This window comes from Providencia sp. CIM-Carb-044 (genome assembly GCF_033901115.1).
Taxonomy (GTDB): Bacteria; Pseudomonadota; Gammaproteobacteria; order Enterobacterales; family Enterobacteriaceae; genus Providencia; species Providencia hangzhouensis.
Genome location: NZ_JAXADV010000001.1, coordinates 240,286 through 260,647 on the forward strand (window position 1 = coordinate 240,286; position 20,362 = coordinate 260,647).

General features: G+C 39.9%; 17 protein-coding genes. 10 read left to right on the plus strand and 7 right to left on the minus strand.

Annotation, left to right across the window (positions count from 1 at the left end):
• Positions 1 to 316: 316 nt before the first annotated feature.
• Complete coding sequence (pyrD, locus tag SJ312_RS00995) at positions 317 to 1,327, plus strand: quinone-dependent dihydroorotate dehydrogenase (RefSeq protein WP_319866929.1); 1,011 nt, start codon at positions 317 to 319, stop codon at positions 1,325 to 1,327.
• A 271-nt stretch (positions 1,328 to 1,598) separates the two neighbouring features.
• Complete coding sequence (locus SJ312_RS01000) at positions 1,599 to 2,144, plus strand: cell division protein ZapC (protein ID WP_004256145.1); 546 nt, start codon at positions 1,599 to 1,601, stop codon at positions 2,142 to 2,144.
• A 125-nt stretch (positions 2,145 to 2,269) separates the two neighbouring features.
• On the opposite strand, the gene SJ312_RS01005 is transcribed toward SJ312_RS01000, so the two are convergent.
• Positions 2,270 to 3,385, minus strand: coding sequence for a YcbX family protein (locus tag SJ312_RS01005; protein WP_110591464.1), 1,116 nt, complete (start codon positions 3,383 to 3,385; stop codon positions 2,270 to 2,272).
• Positions 3,386 to 3,483: 98 nt separating this feature from the next.
• On the opposite strand from SJ312_RS01005, the gene rlmKL reads away from it, so the two are divergent.
• The 6 genes from rlmKL to rmf all read left to right on the plus strand — a co-directional run bounded on the left by rlmKL (position 3,484) and on the right by rmf (position 11,537).
• Positions 3,484 to 5,592, plus strand: a complete 2,109-nt coding sequence (rlmKL, locus tag SJ312_RS01010; protein WP_319866724.1) for a bifunctional 23S rRNA (guanine(2069)-N(7))-methyltransferase RlmK/23S rRNA (guanine(2445)-N(2))-methyltransferase RlmL — start codon at positions 3,484 to 3,486, stop codon at positions 5,590 to 5,592.
• 11 nt (positions 5,593 to 5,603) lie between these two features.
• Entirely contained in the window at positions 5,604 to 7,511 is a 1,908-nt protein-coding gene (locus SJ312_RS01015; RefSeq protein WP_004256139.1) for an ABC transporter ATP-binding protein, read from the plus strand.
• Between the two features lie 30 nt (positions 7,512 to 7,541).
• Positions 7,542 to 8,816, plus strand: a complete 1,275-nt coding sequence (pqiA, locus tag SJ312_RS01020; protein WP_071585858.1) for a membrane integrity-associated transporter subunit PqiA — start codon at positions 7,542 to 7,544, stop codon at positions 8,814 to 8,816.
• The gene (gene pqiB / locus SJ312_RS01025) at positions 8,813 to 10,462 is read left to right on the plus strand and encodes an intermembrane transport protein PqiB (protein WP_110591467.1); all 1,650 of its coding nucleotides are present in this window, start codon (positions 8,813 to 8,815) and stop codon (positions 10,460 to 10,462) included. The genes pqiA and pqiB overlap by 4 nt, the downstream gene beginning before the upstream one ends.
• A complete protein-coding gene (pqiC, locus tag SJ312_RS01030; RefSeq protein ID WP_096864217.1) occupies positions 10,462 to 11,016 on the plus strand; it encodes a membrane integrity-associated transporter subunit PqiC in 555 nt (184 codons plus the stop codon). Before pqiB ends, pqiC begins: the two co-directional genes overlap by 1 nt.
• Positions 11,017 to 11,366: 350 nt before the next feature.
• The gene (gene rmf / locus SJ312_RS01035; RefSeq protein ID WP_004256131.1) at positions 11,367 to 11,537 is read left to right on the plus strand and encodes a ribosome modulation factor; all 171 of its coding nucleotides are present in this window, start codon (positions 11,367 to 11,369) and stop codon (positions 11,535 to 11,537) included.
• A gap of 129 nt (positions 11,538 to 11,666) precedes the next feature.
• On the opposite strand, the gene fabA is transcribed toward rmf, so the two are convergent.
• The 3 genes from fabA to SJ312_RS01050 all read right to left on the minus strand — a co-directional run bounded on the left by fabA (position 11,667) and on the right by SJ312_RS01050 (position 14,403).
• Complete coding sequence (fabA, locus tag SJ312_RS01040) at positions 11,667 to 12,185, minus strand: bifunctional 3-hydroxydecanoyl-ACP dehydratase/trans-2-decenoyl-ACP isomerase (RefSeq protein ID WP_004256129.1); 519 nt, start codon at positions 12,183 to 12,185, stop codon at positions 11,667 to 11,669.
• A gap of 96 nt (positions 12,186 to 12,281) precedes the next feature.
• Positions 12,282 to 14,018: an AAA family ATPase gene (locus SJ312_RS01045; protein ID WP_110591468.1), complete on the minus strand. Its 1,737-nt coding sequence runs from the start codon at positions 14,016 to 14,018 to the stop codon at positions 12,282 to 12,284.
• A 208-nt stretch (positions 14,019 to 14,226) separates the two neighbouring features.
• Positions 14,227 to 14,403 carry a GhoT/OrtT family toxin gene (locus SJ312_RS01050; RefSeq protein ID WP_071585857.1) on the minus strand — a complete coding sequence of 59 codons (177 nt, stop codon included), beginning with the start codon at positions 14,401 to 14,403 and terminating at the stop codon, positions 14,227 to 14,229.
• Between the two features lie 173 nt (positions 14,404 to 14,576).
• Between SJ312_RS01050 and matP the strand changes: the two genes are divergently transcribed.
• Positions 14,577 to 15,044: a macrodomain Ter protein MatP gene (gene matP / locus SJ312_RS01055; RefSeq protein WP_004256123.1), complete on the plus strand. Its 468-nt coding sequence runs from the start codon at positions 14,577 to 14,579 to the stop codon at positions 15,042 to 15,044.
• Positions 15,045 to 15,215: 171 nt separating this feature from the next.
• On the opposite strand, the gene ompA is transcribed toward matP, so the two are convergent.
• Positions 15,216 to 16,307: a porin OmpA gene (gene ompA / locus SJ312_RS01060; protein WP_004256113.1), complete on the minus strand. Its 1,092-nt coding sequence runs from the start codon at positions 16,305 to 16,307 to the stop codon at positions 15,216 to 15,218.
• Between the two features lie 355 nt (positions 16,308 to 16,662).
• Complete coding sequence (gene sulA, locus SJ312_RS01065; protein ID WP_036957904.1) at positions 16,663 to 17,184, minus strand: SOS-induced cell division inhibitor SulA; 522 nt, start codon at positions 17,182 to 17,184, stop codon at positions 16,663 to 16,665.
• 231 nt (positions 17,185 to 17,415) lie between these two features.
• On the opposite strand from sulA, the gene SJ312_RS01070 reads away from it, so the two are divergent.
• A complete protein-coding gene (locus tag SJ312_RS01070) occupies positions 17,416 to 18,030 on the plus strand; it encodes a TfoX/Sxy family DNA transformation protein (RefSeq protein WP_094960708.1) in 615 nt (204 codons plus the stop codon).
• Between the two features lie 98 nt (positions 18,031 to 18,128).
• Here SJ312_RS01070 and yccS read toward each other — a convergent pair whose 3' ends face one another.
• Entirely contained in the window at positions 18,129 to 20,279 is a 2,151-nt protein-coding gene (gene yccS, locus SJ312_RS01075) for a YccS family putative transporter (protein WP_172767335.1), read from the minus strand.
• Between the last annotated feature and the right edge of the window lie 83 nt (positions 20,280 to 20,362).

Below are 20,362 nucleotides of genomic sequence, written 5' to 3' on the forward strand. Positions count from 1 at the left end.
TAGCTAACCAATTATTGGTTTTAATAAGCCGCTAAAATTTAATTTAGCGGCTTATTTGTTTATGACAATAATGGAATATTAAATGAGAGATAACTGTCATAAAGTGGTTGTTTTCCCCCAAAAAACCAGGCAAATGAATTTTTATTGATTTTTTCATGGTAAAAGCGCGGTGAGATAGGGTAATCTATAGCGCGTTTTATCCGACGAAAAATAGTTCGCACAGTGAAAACTCGGCAATCAGTCTTTGGCGAGGGTTTTGGCGCGCGACATAATGTCTATTTTATTGAAACGCACTAGTAAAAATAGGTTATTGGATATGTTATATCATCTTGCCCGCAAGGCACTGTTCCAGCTCGATCCTGAAAAAGCTCATGAATTGACTTTTCGCCAGCTTCAACGTTTGAACCATTCCCCTTTCCAATGTCTTATTCGCCAATCTGTTGCCACTAAACCCGTTCAATGCATGGGGCTTTCCTTTAAAAACCCACTAGGGCTCGCCGCGGGTTTAGATAAAGATGGTGAATGTATTGATGCATTTGGTGCAATGGGTTTTGGGTTTATAGAAATTGGTACGGTAACTCCTCGTCCACAGTCTGGTAATGACAAACCGCGGTTATTTCGACTTGTAGAAGCAGAAGGTTTAATTAACCGGATGGGTTTTAATAATAAAGGTGTCGATAACCTTGTCGAGAATGTTAAAAAATCGAATTACGGCGGGGTCATTGGTATCAATATTGGTAAAAATAAAGATACACCTGTTGAACAAGGTAAAGATGACTATTTAATTTGCATGGATAAGGTCTATGCTCATGCAGGTTATATTGCTATTAATATTTCCTCACCAAATACGCCAGGCTTGCGTACATTACAATATGGCGAAGCACTAGATGATTTATTAAGTAGTATAAAAGCAAAACAACTGGAATTACAATTACAGCACCAAAAATATGTACCTGTCGCTGTAAAGGTTGCGCCTGATTTATCTGAAGAGGAACTTATCCAAGTTTCAGATAGCCTAGTTAGGCATAATATTGATGGCGTTATTGCAACGAATACCACGCTAGATCGTTCTTTGGTTCAAGGGATAAATCATTGTAATGAGGCTGGTGGGTTAAGTGGCCGTCCTGTACAATTAAAAAGTACACAAGTTATTGAGATTATTTCACGTGAGTTAAATGGAAAGCTGCCAATAATTGGAGTAGGTGGAATTGATTCCCTTACCGCGGCGCGTGAAAAAATGGAAGCGGGTGCCTCTTTAATTCAAATTTATTCTGGTTTTATTTATCATGGGCCAAAATTAATTAAAGATATTGTTAATCATATCTAGTAATAAATTGTAAATTTACGTATCAAGGGGGTTTATTTATTCCCCCTTTTAAACTATATTGCTAATAGTGGCTATTTTTGTATCAAGTTGAACTCAATTTTCAGTAGATTTGCTATTTAGATAACAATATTATCCAGTTATTTCTAACGCATCTTCTTATTTAGCAGATCCAATTTTTAGCATATAAAAATAGCCTTAGAGTAAATTTAGAAAGGATCATTATAGAGATCATTTCTACTTTATTTACCGGTAAATCGCTAAAGGATCGTTTATGAATATTAAACCTGATGATCATTGGCGTTGGTATTTTGATCATGACCATAATAGGGTGATGTTAGATCTCGCCAACGGCATGATATTTCGTTCATGTTTTCCTGCTAAGATGCTAACGGTTTTTGCTCGTAATGAGATGCCTTTTAGTATCGAAGATGCAGGTGAATATTATTTATTTGATGAGCAGGCTAAAAGGCTAAATATTACTCAAGAAGAAAGAGCTGAATTAGTCTTAAATAGTTTAGTTGCTTTTCGTTTTTTAAAGCCACAGATGCCAAAGAGTTGGTACTTTTCTTCATTTCACTATATTAATGAGCCTAAGCAGGGGCAAATAATTCAAGTGTGTTTAGAAAATACGAACCATTATTCCACATTTATTATTGCTGAGGCTGGCCCTTCTGCGAGTTTATGTTTATTAGCGGAACCAATTTTAGAATTACCCGATCGAACTTTACGATTTTGCGATCCAATTAAGATCATGAACGATCGCATGCTTGAGTATTCATCTAAAGTGAAACGTCAATTATACGGTAATGCTATTTAAATGATCGCTAGAGATCAAAAAAGAATAGTGAAACAAAAAGTTTTTTTGCTAATTAATCTAGTTTTGAGCGTTTAACACCATCGTAGAATTGAAACCTTGATGGTGTTAAAAAGCAAAATCAACGCTTAATTAAACGCTAATTTAACGGATGTTTTCGGGATACAACTACAGGCGAGTATATAACCGTTTTCTTTAATGGCGCTTTGTTTTAACGGGGTGACTTCCCCTGAAATAAGTTTAATTTTACAGCGACCACAGATGCCAGCTCGACATGAATAAGGGATAGTTAAACCATTGGATTCTAATTGCTCCAGGATCACATTTTGGTTATCACCGGTATATTCTGTTTCTTCAAAAACTAAACTGACCTTATTGGCTTGAGTATTTAAACTATTAGCTGCTAGGTCACTTTCCCGCTCTTGAACTAAATACTGTTTTGCTGGTTTAGTTTCTAATACCGTCAGAGTATCGCCGACACGAATAACACCGGTATTTTTAATAATCACATTTTGGCCAAAATCGACATCCCCTGTTTCATCTGAACGGAAGGTTTGTAATGTCGCAAGTGGCTCACTGTGGGGATGTTTGATCCCTTTCTCTGGGCTAACGGTAGTTAAAATGCATCGGCTACATGGCCTATCTAATGTAAAGATGACATCACCAATTTGAATGGTTTTCCATGTATCTTCTTCAAAAGGCTTGGCGCCTGTAATAATTAAGTTGCCACGAAACTGTTCTAATTTAATACTGGCAGGGCAACGGCGTTGCAGTTCTTGGACAGAAGCTTCGTTGATCAGTAAGAAAGGGTAGCCGTCAGCAAAAGACATCGGCACATCTTGGTGTTCTTTGACGCGACGAGAAAGCTGCGGGCTTAGCCAGCGTAGTTGTACCGGTTCGTCAAAAAAGGTACTTAACCAGCTATTTATCGCTTCAGGTGCAATAAGTGCATGAAAATGATTGCCCCAAACTTCAGTAGGGCTCTGCTTCTCATCAAAGTCCTGATACAATACCGTCGCACTTTCGCCATTTGGTGCTCGCAAGTGAAGACCATTATTGAGCATTACCGGTGTAAAAAGTAACATTTGTGGATATTTTCTCGCCGTAATAAATTTACCTTCCAGCGTGGTTACCATAAAATTACGATCAAAAGTCAAACCGCTAATATCAGCGAAGGCGTGGGATAAACGAACTCCTCGCATAGATTTAACTGGGTGTGTGTAAAGGCGCGAAAGCGTTATCATTTTTTAATCCTTATAATTGTGCGTAGCAACTTTATGACAACTGCATAAGATTAGCTATAATGCGCAACAATTTTTCATCCAAATTGGTAATAAATACTATGAATTCTCTGTTTGCCAGCACAGCTCGCGGCCTTGAAGAACTACTGAAAACGGAATTAGAATCGCTTGGCGCTAGCCAATGCAAAGTGGCCCAAGGGGGTGTCTATTTTCAGGCCGACGAACGTGTGATGTACCAAAGCCTACTGTGGAGTCGGCTGGCATCGCGTATTTTATTGCCACTGAATGATTTTGACGTCTACAGTGACTTAGATTTGTACCTCGGTGTACAAGCAATCGACTGGAGTGAGATTTTCTCCGTCAATGATACCTTTGTTGTTCATTTTACAGGGACTAACGAAGAAATTCGCAACAGCCAATACGGTGCATTGAAAGTGAAAGATGCTATCGTAGACAGCTTCGTACGCAAGCTAGACCAACGTCCTGATGTCGCTCGCCAGCAAGCGGATATCCGCATCAACGTCTACCTTAATAAAGAAAAAGCCAGTGTAGCATTCGATTTAAGTGGTGATTCATTACATATTCGTGGCTACCGTGATTTGGCAGGCCAAGCCCCCTTAAAAGAGACGCTGGCAGCCGCAATTATTAACCGTTCAGGTTGGCAGCAAGGAACCCCCTTGGTCGACCCGATGTGCGGTTCAGGAACCTTGTTAATTGAAGCTGCAATGATGGCAACAGATAAAGCCCCCGGGTTACACCGTACGCATTGGGGCTTTTATGCATGGTCGAAATTTAACGCGGAACTTTGGCGTGAACTAACCACGGAAGCGCAAGTGCGTTTCCGCCAAGGTTTGAAAGAAACGACATCGCGTTTTTATGGTTTTGATATCGATAAGCGCGTACTGGAAATGGCTCGTGCGAACGCGCGCCGTGCAGGGTTACAAGATTTAATCACCTTTAAGCAAGGTGATGCCGCTGCATTGGAAAACCCAGTTAAGGCCGATGCGTTAGGCACGATTATTAGCAATCCCCCTTATGGGGAGCGTTTAGAAAGTGAGCCTGCTTTAATTGCGCTACATAGCCAGTTAGGGCGGATCGTGAAGGCACGCTTCCCTGGTTGGCGTTTATCGATTTTTAGTGCTTCTCCTGAGTTACTCAGCTGTTTGCAACTGCGTTCAGAGCGTGAATTTAAAGCTAAGAATGGTCCTTTAGATTGTGTCCAGAAAAACTACCAGCTAGCGGCTACGCCATCAGAAACGATAGCGGAAATTTCACCTGATTTTGCAAATCGTTTACGTAAAAATATCAAGAAATTAAGTAAATGGGCAAAACAACAAGGCATTGATAGTTACCGTGTTTATGATGCAGACTTACCTGAATACAATGTTGCGGTTGATATTTATGGCGACAAAGTGGTTATCCAAGAATACGCGCCACCGAAAACTGTTGATGAACGCAAAGCTCGTCAACGCCTATTTGATGTGATCACTGCAACAATGAATGTGCTAGAACTGACATCGAATCAGCTAGTGTTAAAAACGCGCCAGCGCCAAAAAGGCAAGCAGCAGTATGAGAAATTAGCGCAAAAAGACGATTTCTTTTTAGTGCAAGAATACAATGCGAAAATGTTGGTGAATTTGACGGACTATCTGGATACAGGGTTATTTCTTGACCATCGTATTGCCCGTAAAATGTTAGGCCAGATGAGTAAAGATGCAGATTTCTTAAATTTGTTCTGTTACACCGGCACTGCCACTGTGCATGCAGGGCTTGGCGGCGCGAAAAGCACCACTTCCGTAGATATGTCACGCACTTATCTTGAGTGGGCTGAGAAAAACCTACAAGCGAATGGGCTAACAGGTCGCCAACATCGTTTAATTCAAGCGGATTGCTTGAGTTGGCTGGCGAATAGCCGGGAACAATTTGATTTGATCTTTATTGATCCCCCAACATTTTCAAATTCAAAACGCATGGATGGTACGTTTGACGTACAACGAGATCATATCCAATTGATTACCCACCTAAAGCGGTTATTACGCGGTGGTGGAACCGTAATGTTTTCTAATAACAAACGCGGTTTCAAAATGGATCTTGAAGCAATTAAAGAATTAGGATTACAAGCACAAGAAATCACAGCGAAAACACTGTCAGAAGATTTTGCTCGTAACCGCCAAATACATAACTGCTGGCTAATTAGCCACGCAGAGTAAGGATAGAATCAATGGCTTTAATTAATTTGTCGGGTGCATACCTTTCGTTTAGTGATGCCCCATTACTGGATAATACCGAAATTCATATCGAAGATAACGAACGTGTATGTTTGGTTGGCCGCAATGGTGCGGGTAAATCAACGTTAATGCGTGTGTTAACGAAAGAACAGCCGTTAGATGATGGCCAATTGGTTTATGAGCAAGATTTAGTTGTTGCACGCTTGCAGCAAGACCCACCGCGTAATATTGAAGGCACTATTTTTGATTTTGTGGCTGAAGGTGTTGCAGAACAGGCTCAGTACCTCAAAGATTATCACCATGTTGCAAAAGAGGTCGAAACCGACCCGAGTGAAAAAAATCTAAATAAATTGGCTGAATTGCAAGAGGTGTTAGATAACCGCAATTTATGGTTGCTGGACTCTCGTATCAGTGATGTGCTGAAAAAACTCGGTTTACCTGCGGATGCAGAACTGTCTTCACTATCAGGGGGTTGGCTTCGTAAAGCCGCTTTGGGCCGTGCGTTAGTGAGTAACCCACGAGTACTATTTTTAGATGAGCCAACCAACCACTTAGATATAGAAACAATTCTTTGGCTGGAAAACTTCTTAAAAGATTTCCAAGGCAGCATCGTATTTATCTCCCATGACCGTTCGTTTATCCGTAATATGGCAACACGTATTATTGATTTAGACCGTGGGCAGCTGTCTTCTTGGCCGGGTAATTATGATGACTACTTGGTGAATAAAGAAGAAGCATTGCGTGTTGAAGAGATGCAAAATGCAGAATTCGACCGTAAATTAGCCCAAGAAGAGACGTGGATCCGCCAAGGTATTAAAGCGCGACGTACTCGTAACGAAGGTCGTGTTCGTGCGCTGAAAGCGCTACGCGTAGAGCGTTCAGAGCGTCGTGAAGTGATGGGCACAGCGAAAATGCAAGTGGGTGAAGCAGCCCGTTCTGGCAAAATTGTGTTCGAAATGGAAAATGTGAATTACCAGATTGATAATAAAGTACTGGTAAAAGATTTTTCAGCTCAAGTATTACGTGGCGATAAAATCGCGCTAGTTGGGCCAAACGGTTGTGGTAAAACAACATTATTGCGCTTAATGCTAGGGGATTTACAAGCAGATAGCGGACGAGTTCATTGTGGGACTAAGTTGGAAGTTGCTTATTTCGACCAGCATCGTGCGGCGTTGGACCCAGATAAAACCGTGATGGATAACTTGGCAGAAGGCAAACAAGAAGTCATGGTCAATGGCAAGCCACGCCATGTTTTAGGCTATTTACAAGACTTTATGTTTCCACCAAAACGTGCGATGACTCCTGTTAGGGCGCTTTCTGGTGGTGAGCGTAACCGCTTGTTGCTTGCGCGTTTATTCCTAAAACCAAGTAACTTATTGATCCTCGATGAACCGACTAACGACCTTGATGTCGAAACCTTAGAGTTACTCGAAGAGCTAGTTGATGGTTACCAAGGAACGGTTTTATTGGTTAGCCATGACCGAGAGTTTGTTGATAACAGTGTGACAGAATGTTGGATCTTCGAAGGTAATGGGGTTATTAAGCGTTTTGCGGGCGGATATTACGATGCTCAGCAGCAAAAAGCACAAACAGTGAGTTTGAAAGCAGAACAAACGGGTAAAGTGACTGCCCAAGATAAACAGACGAAACCGAAAGAAACGGTAAAACGTTCAAATAAGCTCAGTTACAATTTATTACGTGAATTGGAACAATTGCCAGCAAAATTGGAACAACTTGAAAGTGAAATTGAAACATTGCAAACTCAAGTTGGTGATGCCGATTTTTTCAATCAACCACATGATGTAACAGAAAAAACGCTGAGTCAGCTAGCTGCAAAAGAAGCTGAACTAGAGCAAGCATTTGACCGTTGGCAAGAGCTTGAATTGCTGAAGAACGGCTAATTACGTTTTAATTAAAGGAGCAAATACACTTTGTGCAACCATGCGTCTCATGAACATGTGCTTTGTCCTCAGTGTGACATGTTGGTTGCAGTTCCTGAGTTGGAACAAGGGAGCAAGGCAACGTGTCCACGCTGCGAAACCACATTGGTCTCAAAGTGGCGATATCCGTATAAGCAGCCGGCAGCATATGCATTCAGTGCATTAATTATGCTGTTTGTTGCCTGCTTGTTCCCTTTTGTTAAGATGGGCGCCGCAGGGATTGAAAATGAAATTTCACTATTCCAAATCATTGAAATTATAGCAACCACGCGTTATAGCGGTCTGGCACTATTTTTTCTATTCTTTTCATTGATTATTCCTGCATTTTGTATGGTCACCATTATCCTTTTAGGGTTGCAAGTTCATATTCCTAAAGGTATTAAAGTGGTGATCACCCGTATACTGTTCCAAATGAAAGCGTGGTGTATGGCTGAGATCTTTCTAGCGGGGGTCTTAGTCAGTTTTGTTAAATTGATAGCTTACGGCGATATTGGCATCGGGTTAAGCTTTTTACCTTATTGCGCGTACTGCATGCTGCAAGTAAGGGCTTTTCAATGCTTAGATCGTCACTGGCTATGGAACCGAATTGAAGCGGCTCCGAAATTAGATAAGCCGTTAATCGTGGGCCAGACGGGTATTAAACAAGATGTACGTTTATGTCTTGTGTGTACGGCGATTTTACCTGCCGAACAATCAAAATGCCCACGTTGTCACTCCCATGGTAGTGTACGGAAAAACCAAAGTTTACAATGGACTTTGGCACTTTTAGTGACATCAATTATGTTGTATATCCCTGCTAACGTACTGCCAATGATGACCACAAATACGTTGGGAACCGCATTAAACTCGACCATTATTGACGGAGTCATTTTGTTGTGGGAAGACGGGTCATACCCTGTTGCCATGGTGATTTTTGTGGCCAGTATCATGGTGCCTACATTGAAAATGATAGGAATTGCATGGCTTTGCCTAGATTCCAAGGGGTACGGTAATCGTGACCCACATCGTATGCATTTTATTTATGAGTTGGTGGAATATGTTGGTCGTTGGTCAATGATAGATGTATTTGTTATCACTATTTTAGCCTCTTTGGTTCAAATGGGGCAGTTGATGAATATTGTCCCTGCTATGGGGATTATTTTCTTTGGTGTGGTTGTTATTCTCACAATGTTTGCAGCGATGACCTTTGACCCTAGATTAACTTGGGATCGCTGTGAAAGAAAAAATGCAGTAAATACTGTTGAACAAGAAGGAGTCATCGGGTGACTGAAAAAGAAACACCGCAGGCCAATGCCAAAATTAGCAAGCTAAAAAGTTGGTCGCCTGTATGGGTGATCCCAATAGTGACGCTCTTGCTTGGTGCTTGGGTTTTATTTTACCACTTTAGCAACCAAGGCCCTGAAGTGACATTAATCACTTACAATGCTGAAGGAATAGAAGCGGGTAAAACGAAAATTAAAAGTCGCAGCGTTGATATTGGCGTTGTGGAAAGCGTGACACTTGATGACAACTTTAGTCGAGTGATTATAAAAGCGCGCTTGAATAATGAAATGAAGGAATTGTTGCGTACCGATTCCGCGTTTTGGATTGTAAAACCGACAATTGGGCGAGATGGTGTCACTGGTCTTGGCACATTACTTTCAGGTGCTTACATTGAGCTTCAACCGGGGTTAGCGGCAAAAGAACATTTCGAGTTCACCTTATTGGATACTCCGCCTCTTGCATCACCAGATGCTAAGGGAATTCGTGTTGTATTGGTGAGCGATAAGGCAGGGCAACTAAACCCAGGTGACCCAGTATTATTCCGTGGTTACCGAGTTGGTTCTGTTGAAACCAGTGACTTTGATATGAACAAGCGTGATATGCGCTACCAATTATTTATCAATGCGCCTTATGACAAATTGATTAGTTCAAATGTACGTTTCTGGAAAGACAGCGGTATTGCTTTTGATATGTCATCCCAAGGTGTTCACGTTGAAATGGGCTCAATAGCCACATTACTGACCGGTGGTGTGAGTTTTGATGTTCCAACAGGGTGGGTTCCAGGTGCAAATGTGAAGGAAAATACTGAATTCCAACTGTTTGATAACCAAAGTAGTATTCAAAATTCCTTGTATACGCAGTATCAAGATTTTGTTTTGTTTTTCTCAGACTCAGTGCGAGGCCTGCAACCCGGAGCGCCAGTAGAGTTCCGTGGTATTCGTTTAGGTACCGTTGCACAAGTGCCTTTTTATACGGAAGGTTTAGACCAATCACTGGATAATGACTTTAGAATTCCGGTTTTGATTCACATTGAGCCAGAGCGTTTCTCTAAAGATGTCGGTAAGAATTTTAATTTGAAAAATGAATTAAATTTAGCCTTGAAAGATGGCTTAAGGGCATCATTAAAATCAGGAAACTTGCTAACTGGCGCATTATTTGTTGATTTGGATTTTGTGCAAAATGCAGAGCCTTATAAAGGCCCAACTGTAGTTGCTGGCTATAAAATTATCCCGACAACCAGTGCAGGGTTAGCGCAAATTCAACAAAAAGTCATTGCAGTGTTGGATAAAATTAACAATATGCCAATTGAACCAATGCTTAATCAAACCACACAAACATTGGCAGAAGGGCAGAAAGTTGTTAAAGAAGCTAATGCCATGTTGGCACAGCTCAACAAAGTGATGGCGAGTAAAGAGTTCCAAAATTTACCTCATGACTTGCAAAAAACACTGCAAGAAATGAACCGTGCAATGCAAGGTTTCCAACCTGGTTCACCAGCCTATAATAAAATGGTGGATAACATGCAGCGTTTAGACCAAGTATTGAGAGAAGTTCAGCCACTTTTACGTACTTTAAATAATAAGAGTAACGCATTAGTTTTTGAAGCTGAGCCAACGAAGGATGTTGAGCCTAAAGGAGTGAAAAAATAATGAGATATTTATTATCGATATTTGTTTTATTATTGGCGGCTTGTAGTAGTACTCCTGAGAAAAAGTATTATCAATTGCCAATGAAAACTCCTCAGACACAATCTGCAGAGGTGATGGATAAAGGCCAAGTATGGTTACAGCGCATCATGTTATCGGATGTATTGACGTCAAATGGTATTACTTACCAAACGACAGATGTCAGTTATACCAATGCGAGTACACACTTATGGGCTAGCCCATTAGAACAACAGCTTGGGCAGTCGATGGTGAGAGAATTATCTGCGGCATTACCTGAAAAACTAGTTTCTTTGCAGCCATTACAGAACTCGCCGGATACGCTCGATATCACTTTAACGGCCTTTAATGGGCGGTATGACGGTAAAGTATTAGTTCAAGGCTTTTGGACTTACTCTCATAATAATAACGTGATCCGCCGTAATTTTGATGTGCAATTAGATCAAAATGAAGATGGTTACCCGGAGTTGGTCCGTACGTTATCGATGGGCTGGCAGCAAGTGGCTGAGAGTATTGCGAAAGAGATAGGTAAATACTAGTTATTACCTAAGTATTTTATATTAAATGCACCTTTAATATATATGGTTTATATATTTTAGGTGCATTATTATTTTTATTAAATATAGATATCTTTTTAATTTATATATTAGTGAATGATAAATTCTTTTGTTCTCTAATATGATGATAAATAAAAGGATATTTTTATTTATGATTAAAATCAATAGATTATATTAATTGCCACATACAAGTCACATTTATGCTATTTATGACAAATATATGAAAATCTTTACTTGATTTTTTTATCAACGGGCGCTATTTCTATAGTGTACCTATTAAAAAATAGTAGGTGCTGTTTTCTTTTCCATTTAAATGATGAGGGAAGTAAGGCATGAAAAGACAGAAGCGAGACCGTTTAGAAAGAGCTTTATCAAGAGGTTATCAAGCAGGTTTAGCAGGGCGCTCTAAAGAACTGTGCCCATATCAAGCAGTAGATGCTCGGTCGCATTGGCTAGGTGGTTGGCGAAAGGCGATGGAGGATCGAACCATAGCGGTAGTGTAACCCCACATTCTTTTAATCTTTTAGGTTAAATAGCCTGTACTCGTTTATTTGAGTATTTTCGGGTTTTTAAGTTAAAGATATCAATCAATTTAAGAACCTCCGCCATTGCGGAGGTTTGCATTTCAAAGCTTAGAATGCGCTCGTGTCTTTAAAAAGACCCACTTTTAAGTCTGTTGCAGTATAAATTAATTTACCATCAACTAAGACTTCACCATCTGCTAACCCCATGATCAGCTTACGGTTGATCACGCGTTTAAAGCTGATGCGGTAAGTGACTTTCTTCGCAGTAGGGAGGACTTGGCCTGTAAATTTAACTTCGCCAACGCCTAAAGCACGTCCTTTTCCTTCACCACCAAGCCAGCCAAGATAGAAGCCAACTAACTGCCACATTGCATCAAGGCCTAAACAGCCAGGCATGACAGGGTCGTTTGTAAAGTGGCAGCCAAAGAACCAAAGGTCTGGATTAATATCCAGTTCAGCTTCCACATAACCTTTATTAAATGTGCCACCATCTTCAGTCATACTGACGATGCGATCCATCATCAACATGTTTCCTGATGGCAGTGGAGGACCATTTTCTCCAAATAATTCGCCTTTACCAGAAGCAATTAAATCATCTTTTGTGTAGGATCCGCGTTTATCAACCATGTTCTTAAGATAGCCTTTATTATGTGTAGGGCTACAGGATAGCTTACACTTGTACGCTGAACAACTCCGATCTGCTATTTTTTACGCAATCTTTACTTAACTCATCCATTTTAAGAACCAAGGAAGTCTAGCCTTATCCGGTGAATTTGCTTGATTAATGCGTTCTTGAATTAAAGCTAACAGGTGTACATTTTCCTCTTCAGCTTGCTGTTCAAAGTAAGGTTGTTTAGTGAGTAAAGTAATGGCTTGGGCGACATGTTCAACGGGCCAAATATGGAATTGGCCTTCTTTTACGGCTTCAACGACAGCAGATTTGGTGCATAAATGGCGGACATTTGCCATTGGGATGATGACACCTTGGTTGCCAGTTAACCCGCGTTTTTCACAGATATCAAAGAAACCTTCAATTTTCTCATTCACCCCGCCAATAGGTTGGACATAGCCAAATTGGTCAACCGCACCAGTGATAGCAATTTGCTGGTCAATAGGCTGTAGTGCTAATGCACTAATTAAAGCGCACAGCTCTGCGAGTGATGCGCTATCACCATCAACTTCACCATAAGATTGCTCAAAGACGATAGAGGCTGAGAAAGGTTGAGGTTGCTCTAATTTAAGCTCGTAATTTAAATAGGCTTGCATGATCATCATGCCTTTGGCATGGATATTACCACCTAACTCTGCTTTGCGTTCTACGTCAGTGAATTCGCCATCACCTAAATGGGCGACACAGGTAATTCGAGAAGGTTCACCAATAGCGTCAGGGTGCCCCGGGTATTGCAAAACAGATAAACCATTAACTTGGCCGATAACTTCGCCTTCGGTTTTAACAAAGATCTGTTCTTGCAAAATATCATCTTGAGTACGTTCTGCTAGGAAACTATGGCGCCATTGGCGATTTTCGTTAGCTTGGTTAAATGACTCTTTAGTGAGCAAATGGTTGACATGGTAATGGCTGGCATCTACAAGGGAGCGAACTAACCAAAGATTATCAAGAGGAAGATTAAATTTATCCTCACAGTAACGTACAGCTTGTTGGATAAAAGGAAGCCACCCATCAGGAGAAATATTCGGTAATTTATTGGAATCAATAATGGATTTAATATAACGCATCCATAAGGCCAATTGTTCTTCATCTTCGAAGAACATAACAGGCTCATATTCGCCATAAATAGCGCAGCTAAATAACTCTGGTGATGTAAATTCAAATTCTTCTAGAGCGAGTCGGTCACCAACAATTATGACTTTAAGTTCTAAAGGCTGTGGCTCAATTTCAATGGGTAAAGGTTGATTATCCGAATAAGGTAGCCATTCAAGCTGTTGACGGTTAACCATATTTTTTAGGCGAGCCCACATTAAAGGTTGATTAATTAATGTGCTAGCAGCGATAACTAATATGCCACCATTGATTTGGTGAAGTAAGCCTGGGACTAAATTCAAGGAAGGGGTAACATAGCCAAATAATTGTTCGGGTTCTATCCAATTACGGTAAGCGATTTTATCACGAGAAGAAAAACGGCTTGTAACACCATTTTCCCACTGGAAAACGCGGTTATCTTCAGATAATTGATAGTCACCATCAATAGTATTTATCTCTGCCAGTAATGGGGTAATTGCATTAGCATAAAGGCTAAGATATGTCTCACTTTCATCAGACTTGATAAACATAAAGCGCGTTTGGGCAAATTCATCAACAAAATGTTGTATGCCATCAGATAGCCTAGGCTGAATGTCTGATAAAATTGCAGGGGTCAACGTTTCTGAAGATACAAATTTCGTCTGAAATGACGATAAGTTAGGAATTAGGCCTTGCCATGTTAGTTCTTGACTGATCACTATAATTATCTGCTATTAATAGAGTTATAAATAAAATGCCTGCCAGTAAGCTGGGCGTATATGCCTGAAAAAGGTTTATTTAATAAATTTGCTAAATAGCATTGTTTGTTTTATAAACAAATTTCAGGCTAATTCATTACCCAATGGGCAAGCTTGTTATATTAGCCTTTGATAGGCAATCTTGCAGCAATAATTGTTGAATTATCGACTAGAATAACGAAAACATAAATACAATGGGTAGTGTCATTGGCCAAGTTAAGCCAATAAGTATGGCGCTCAGTAGGCGCATAAAAAAGTTTGGATCTTTTGTTACGAGTAGGGTAAATAGCATTGCGCATACACCGCCAATCCCATAGATGACGAGTATGTATTCAAATGTGGACATGCAGTTTTATTAATTTGTTAACAGATAGGGGCGGATTGTACACTATTTTTACAAGGTAGGCTTACCTTCTTTATTGAAAAAGTGAATATTCCACTAAATCGAATATCTGCATGAGTATTTTGTTTATAATCTTGCTAATATAAAAATAGGTTCAATTTTCTTCAGGAAAAATTATGAAATATCAGCAGCTTGAAAATCTTGAATGTGGCTGGAAATGGGAATACCTCGTCAATAAAGCAAGAGGTGGCGAAGCAATTACCCGCTATATAGAAAGAAGCGCAGAAAAAGAAGCCATAGACTTGCTGCTAAAAATGGAAAATAGACCGGTTGATGTACTAAAGTGGATCACTCAGCATATGAATCCAGAGCTTGATAACCGAATGAAACAGAGTATTCGGGCGAGGCGTAAGCGTCATTTCAATGCCGAGCATCCACATACACGTAAGAAATCAATAGATTTAAATTTTTCAGTATGGCAGCGTTTGTCTAATCTTGCTGTGAAGCGTAATAAAACGTTGTCTGAAACTATTATTCAGTTGATTGAAGATGCGGAACACAAAGATAAATATGAAAGCCAAATGAGCTCATTAAAACAAGATTTGCAAGCGATCCTTGGAACACCAAAGGAAAAAGATAATTAAAGAAGATCTGTGAGGATCCGTGCTGGTAATTCAAGCTATATGACCTGATTGCGGGAAGTTTAATTTTAAAAATGAATTTTTGTATCGTGTCTATTATTTTTAGTAATAAAAAACCCCAATATTAATTGGGGTTTTTGTATTTCAGTTCGAAATTCAAACTAGGGCTAAGAATTAAGCACCTGGCTGAGTTACAACTTCAGTTGTACCTTGGATTTCGATTTCAACGCGACGATCTGGCGCTAAACACTCGATCAGAGCTGCACGGCCTTTAACGTTGTCACATTTGTTACCAGTTACTGGATCTTCTTTACCACGGCCTTCTGCAGCGATTGCGCTAGCTGGAACGCCTTTAGATACTAAGTAGTCAACTACTGACTGAGCACGTTTCTGTGACAGTGGCAGGTTGTAGTTTTGTGAACCGATACGGTCAGTGAAACCAACTACCAGTACGCGACCTTGAGTTGGGTCGATGCTGCTCAGTTCGTTGTACAGTTCATTCAGAGCTTGCTGACCTTCTGGTTTCAGAGATGCTTTGTTGAAGTTAAACAGAACGTCTGAACGCAGTGTGAAACGTTTGTTTTCAACAACTGGAGCTGCTGGCTCAACAACTGGAGCTGGAGCAACAACTGGAGCATCAGCTTGACCGAAACGGTATGCAACACCAACGCTCAGCATGCCGTTGTCTGGACGAGTACCGATGTTGTCTTTATCACCTAAGTTGCTAACCCACTGGTAGTCTAAACGAGTAGCCCACTCTGGAGTGATTGCATACTCAAGACCTAATGCGTATACAGGTGCAACGCCAGTGTCAGTTTCTTTGAAACGTTGGCCATTTTGGTGAGCTTTAGCTTCTGTACGGTAAACCATACCACCTAAACGAGTGTAAACATCTAAGTCATCCATGATTGGATAGCTTAATTTGGTAGTTAATGAAACACCCATAGATTTCAGGTCACCGCTGTTACCAGCGCCTTTGTATTTCATTTTACCGAACCAATCATAGCCAAGCTCGAAGCCTAAGTATTGGTTATATTGGTAACCAGCGTAGGCACCTGCACCGATTGTGTCACGGTCAGTGCTGTTACCAACAGTGCCCCAACCTGCATAGTCTGTACCAGTTTTTGCTGGATTCAGGCTAGTGTCTTCATAGTGAGACCAACCTAATTTAGCACCGGTATACCAAGTGTTATCTTTTGGAGCTGCTTGTGCAACGGTTGCAAAAGCTGCTACTGCCACTGCTACTGCGATAGCTGTTTTTTTCATTTTTACGCCTCGTTATCATCCAATATTGGCTTGGCTTCGCTGAGCCTTATTATATGCCATTGGTTTAATTTACTTGCTAGGTTTCGCAGACATTATCTACAAAAAAATAATAAAAGTAAAAAAATAATGCCATAAGCCGAACAAGCTAAAGTCTACAACGAACTTAAAAAGATACAAGTAGAGTGAGCAATAATCGTTAAAAAAAGTATTTTTTTAGTGTATAAATCAGAGAGATATGTATATTTTCTGTAATGATTATTTTTTATCTATCTGATTGATCTACAATACATTTAATTTAACTTTAGAGGAAAATATTTCTAAAGGTTAAATTTAGTAAGAAAATTCTTAATCTTGGCTAGTGGTAATGATTTGAATGAATTTTTAAGTGGTTTGGCTGTCCTGCTAGTGTATTAATCATATTAAACGTTTTCTGTGGGCGCATAATTAAACCGATAGAACGGCCTTCTTGAGCTGCGTATTGCAAGCGAACAAAATCTTGCTCGCTTATTTCAGGTAGCCACCCTAAAACCACACTGTAATTACCACTTCTTAGTGCTTTTTCCATGGCGCCAATCGTAGTGATATCTTCCATATGGTTTAATTGCATAACTTTATGAGTTGGTATTCCTGATTGTTCTAACCAGTGCTTACTGAGTTTCTTATTAGGGCTTAACCAGAGCAACCAGCGTGATTGAACCCCAAACTGGCGAAGCATTGGCAACAAAATGTAATCCATAATAGGGTGTTTTTCATCGTAAACAAGCTCGCTCACCATACCTTGTTGCATAGAGCTGTTAGTAAGCCCTGTCGCAGGGATTGATTGTGCGTAATTATTAAGAGAATGTTCTGTTGAGTTGTTCCAAGAATAGATGCTCATAATTTACCTCGTTACAATGCTGTATGAACATACAGTAACTGTATATCCATCCAATATCAAGACTATTTTTTCAAAGCGCTTCGCAACTTTGTTGTTTTTTTCTGCATTCTTCTTGGCATTTTTTATGGAAGCTCTCAAAATTAGTTATGCGTAATTATCTGTAAAAAAAGAAGTTATAAAATTATTTTTCTCAAGGATGAAAATTGAGCATACCCAAAAAGGAGTTTGGTAATGTTGTTAGAAGAAGAAAAAATTTTTTATTTATCTCGTTTGTTAAGTCAGTTTGGCGAGCTAAAACGCAAAAATCATTTTGGTGGATTTTGTCTATTAGTCGATGATGCCATTGTAGGATTGGTACTCGACGGTTGTTTTTATTTGCGTGGCTGCTTAGTGGCAAGAAGTCACTTTGAAGCGTCAGGGTTCAATCGGTTAGTTTATAGTAAAAAAGGCATTCCATTGGAAATGCGCTACTATCTACTTTCGGAACAAGTTTGGCATGACGAGTCCTTGTTTCTCCAATATATTGAGTTGGCGTACCGTTCAGCTATCGAGGAATTAAAACAAAAGCAATCAATGACTATGCGCATAAAAGATTTGCCTAATATGAATATGTCGGTTGAGCGCGCACTAGGGAAAATCGGAGTATCGCATGTTGATGAGCTGCGTATGATGGGGGCAAAGGCTTGTTTTATGAAGCTAAAAAAACATGGTAGGAATAACCCAAGTATTAAGTTACTCATTGGCTTAGCCGCTGCAATAGAAGGGTGTCATAGTGCTGTTTTACCCAAGGATATCAAACAAGAGTTAATTGCTTGGTATAATAGTTTTGAGTTGACATCAGCCTAAACCTGCGGAAAGCGACTGTTATTATTATAATTAATATTACATTACGCGATATGAAATGGGCGGGTATTTAGGATTTTAATACCCGCTCATCGGTATATTTATGACGCACTAATGGTTCGAATTATCTGTTTTATCTCAGGGATTAATTCGAGTAATAACTTAGTTTGTTCCATGATAAGTAACGTTTTTTCGTCATCACTAGTTGAAATATTATCTATTCGGTTTAATAAACTATGGCGAAGCTCATCTGATTTTTTATCAATAACTAGTGGGTCAATGGTGGTGATTTGTAACGACGATTCAACATAGCAAATTGCGTCGTTGAGTAATGAAAGGTTACCTTCATTTTGCATTTTTTCACGATGTGCGCCTAATGCAGAAATATAACTGAGTAAGGTATGGTTTAAGCAGAGTAGGCGAAAAGCTTGTTCTTGGGTGATTCGATAAGACTTAGGGTCAGAAGCCATATTGGACACAATAGAAGCGAACTCTGCATCATTATTATGTGCATCTCTACGTGCAATTCGGTACTCAAGGCGGTTGTCTTTACCTTGGTAGTATTGTTGTAAAATAGCATCTAAATAGCGGCAGTTGCTATCCATAGTTTTTTGAATGACTTGGGGAAGTTGGCGGAACTTCCAGTCTGGCCAAATAAAACTCACTGCAAGTAATGCAATAAAACAACCAATTAATGTGTCAATGATCCGTGGAAGTGCAACATCAAACCCCTCGCCCAGTAGGTTAAAACAAAACAAAACGAGAAGTGTGATAAATAATGTTGCTTGGGCATATTGACTACTGCGAAACATAAAAAACAGTAAACCAGAAATAACGATTAGCGTAAGTTGCCCTTCCATTGAGGGGATTAAATTCAGCAAAGGTAAGCCAATAAGAATACCAACGATAGTTCCTATTATGCGAAGGGCTAAGCGCCGTTTAGTGGCACTGTAGTTTGGTTGGCATACAAATAAACTCGTGAGTAATATCCAATATCCTCTTTCCATATCAAATAGTTGTATGATGATATAGCCAGTACAAAGGAGAATTGACATTCTTACTGCATGGCGAAATAAAGAGGATTTTGGTGTTAAATGGTGCTTAACTCGCGAAATAATATCACTAATACCTGATAACGATTCGTCAGATAACTGTTCTATTTGCTTATTATTTTGCTGCCATGAACTCTGCTCAAGGCTTAGGCCTTTCAGTTGGACGTCAATTCCTTTTAAGTTTTTAAGTAAGTTATATAGGGCCTTAATTTCATGAAGCTCAGGCGATTGCTGTTTTAGTAGCTGTAGCGATTTTTCAATGTAAGTGAAAGTACGCTCAAAACGAGGGTTATGTTGGTATTGTTTACGCCATAAAACAGATTGAGCAACTTGCTGGCAGGCTCTCGCTTGCATAGTTAATAGGCGTTGGAAACGAAATAAAATATCACAATGACGTAAAGTACGGCTAAGTTGTTGATATTGAATATGAGACGAACTCGCTCGTTCGTGAATATCTTGGGCAACAAAATAGTATTGTAGCGAATTTCGGGTACCTTTTTGCCCCCGGTCTCCTTTTAACCGACTCAGTAATGCAATTTTTGCTTGGTTCATGGTACTGACCAAGTGACTGTTCACTAATGCCAAATCATAAACTGAGCGTTGGTAGTCATCTTCTAAGTCAGGGTCAAATAAGTTGGCTTTTGCATCTAGATAAGCTGAAAGTTGCTGATAGCATTGGGTTATTGCATCTTGTAATGGCCTAACAGGAAATAAGATATGCCCAATCAAGGTTAAAATATTATACCAAATTGCCCCTGTGAGTAATAATGCAGGTTGTTGGTACCAAGTATCAAAAATGGGTACGCCGAGCATGGTATAAATGGCAATTAACAGCGCACCAAATGCGATGGTTGCGTATCGCTGCCCTAAAGCGCCAAGAAGAATAAAGCCACAGGTAGAAAATGCGAGGCCAAAAAAGAAAAATAAAGGGTAGGGAAAAAGTAGTTCAATAGAAACTGATGCAATAAAAAAACAAAAAAGTGTAATAATTAAATTTTTTATTCTGCCAGTTAGCCTATCATCTAAGTCAGTTAGTGCTGCAGCAACCACACCCAATGTCAGTGGGATGGTGATTTTAGGCTCTTGGTTTAACAACCACGGCACTAAGGTTGCGCCTGTCAGGGCTATAAATATTCGGATATAATATAAAAAATGGCTGTTATATAGCACACGACGATAACTGGTAAGCAGTGTTAACACAAAGTACCTCAAAGGTAAGACAAGCCCTAATCTATATAGGATAGCTTGTTTGCAAGGAATAAAAAACCGTTTGGAATCAAGCC

Bases quoted from the DNA above. Each gene is read 5' to 3' on its own strand.
- pyrD (WP_319866929.1), top strand. From the start codon at position 317: ATGTTATATCATCTTGCCCGCAAGGCACTGTTCCAGCTCGATCCTGAA.
- SJ312_RS01000 (WP_004256145.1), top strand. From the start codon at position 1,599: ATGAATATTAAACCTGATGATCATTGGCGTTGGTATTTTGATCATGAC.
- SJ312_RS01005 (WP_110591464.1), bottom strand. From the start codon at position 3,385: ATGATAACGCTTTCGCGCCTTTACACACACCCAGTTAAATCTATGCGA.
- rlmKL (WP_319866724.1), top strand. From the start codon at position 3,484: ATGAATTCTCTGTTTGCCAGCACAGCTCGCGGCCTTGAAGAACTACTG.
- SJ312_RS01015 (WP_004256139.1), top strand. From the start codon at position 5,604: ATGGCTTTAATTAATTTGTCGGGTGCATACCTTTCGTTTAGTGATGCC.
- pqiC (WP_096864217.1), top strand. From the start codon at position 10,462: ATGAGATATTTATTATCGATATTTGTTTTATTATTGGCGGCTTGTAGT.
- rmf (WP_004256131.1), top strand. From the start codon at position 11,367: ATGAAAAGACAGAAGCGAGACCGTTTAGAAAGAGCTTTATCAAGAGGT.
- fabA (WP_004256129.1), bottom strand. From the start codon at position 12,185: ATGGTTGATAAACGCGGATCCTACACAAAAGATGATTTAATTGCTTCT.
- SJ312_RS01050 (WP_071585857.1), bottom strand. From the start codon at position 14,403: ATGTCCACATTTGAATACATACTCGTCATCTATGGGATTGGCGGTGTA.
- matP (WP_004256123.1), top strand. From the start codon at position 14,577: ATGAAATATCAGCAGCTTGAAAATCTTGAATGTGGCTGGAAATGGGAA.
- ompA (WP_004256113.1), bottom strand. From the start codon at position 16,307: ATGAAAAAAACAGCTATCGCAGTAGCAGTGGCAGTAGCAGCTTTTGCA.
- sulA (WP_036957904.1), bottom strand. From the start codon at position 17,184: ATGAGCATCTATTCTTGGAACAACTCAACAGAACATTCTCTTAATAAT.
- SJ312_RS01070 (WP_094960708.1), top strand. From the start codon at position 17,416: ATGTTGTTAGAAGAAGAAAAAATTTTTTATTTATCTCGTTTGTTAAGT.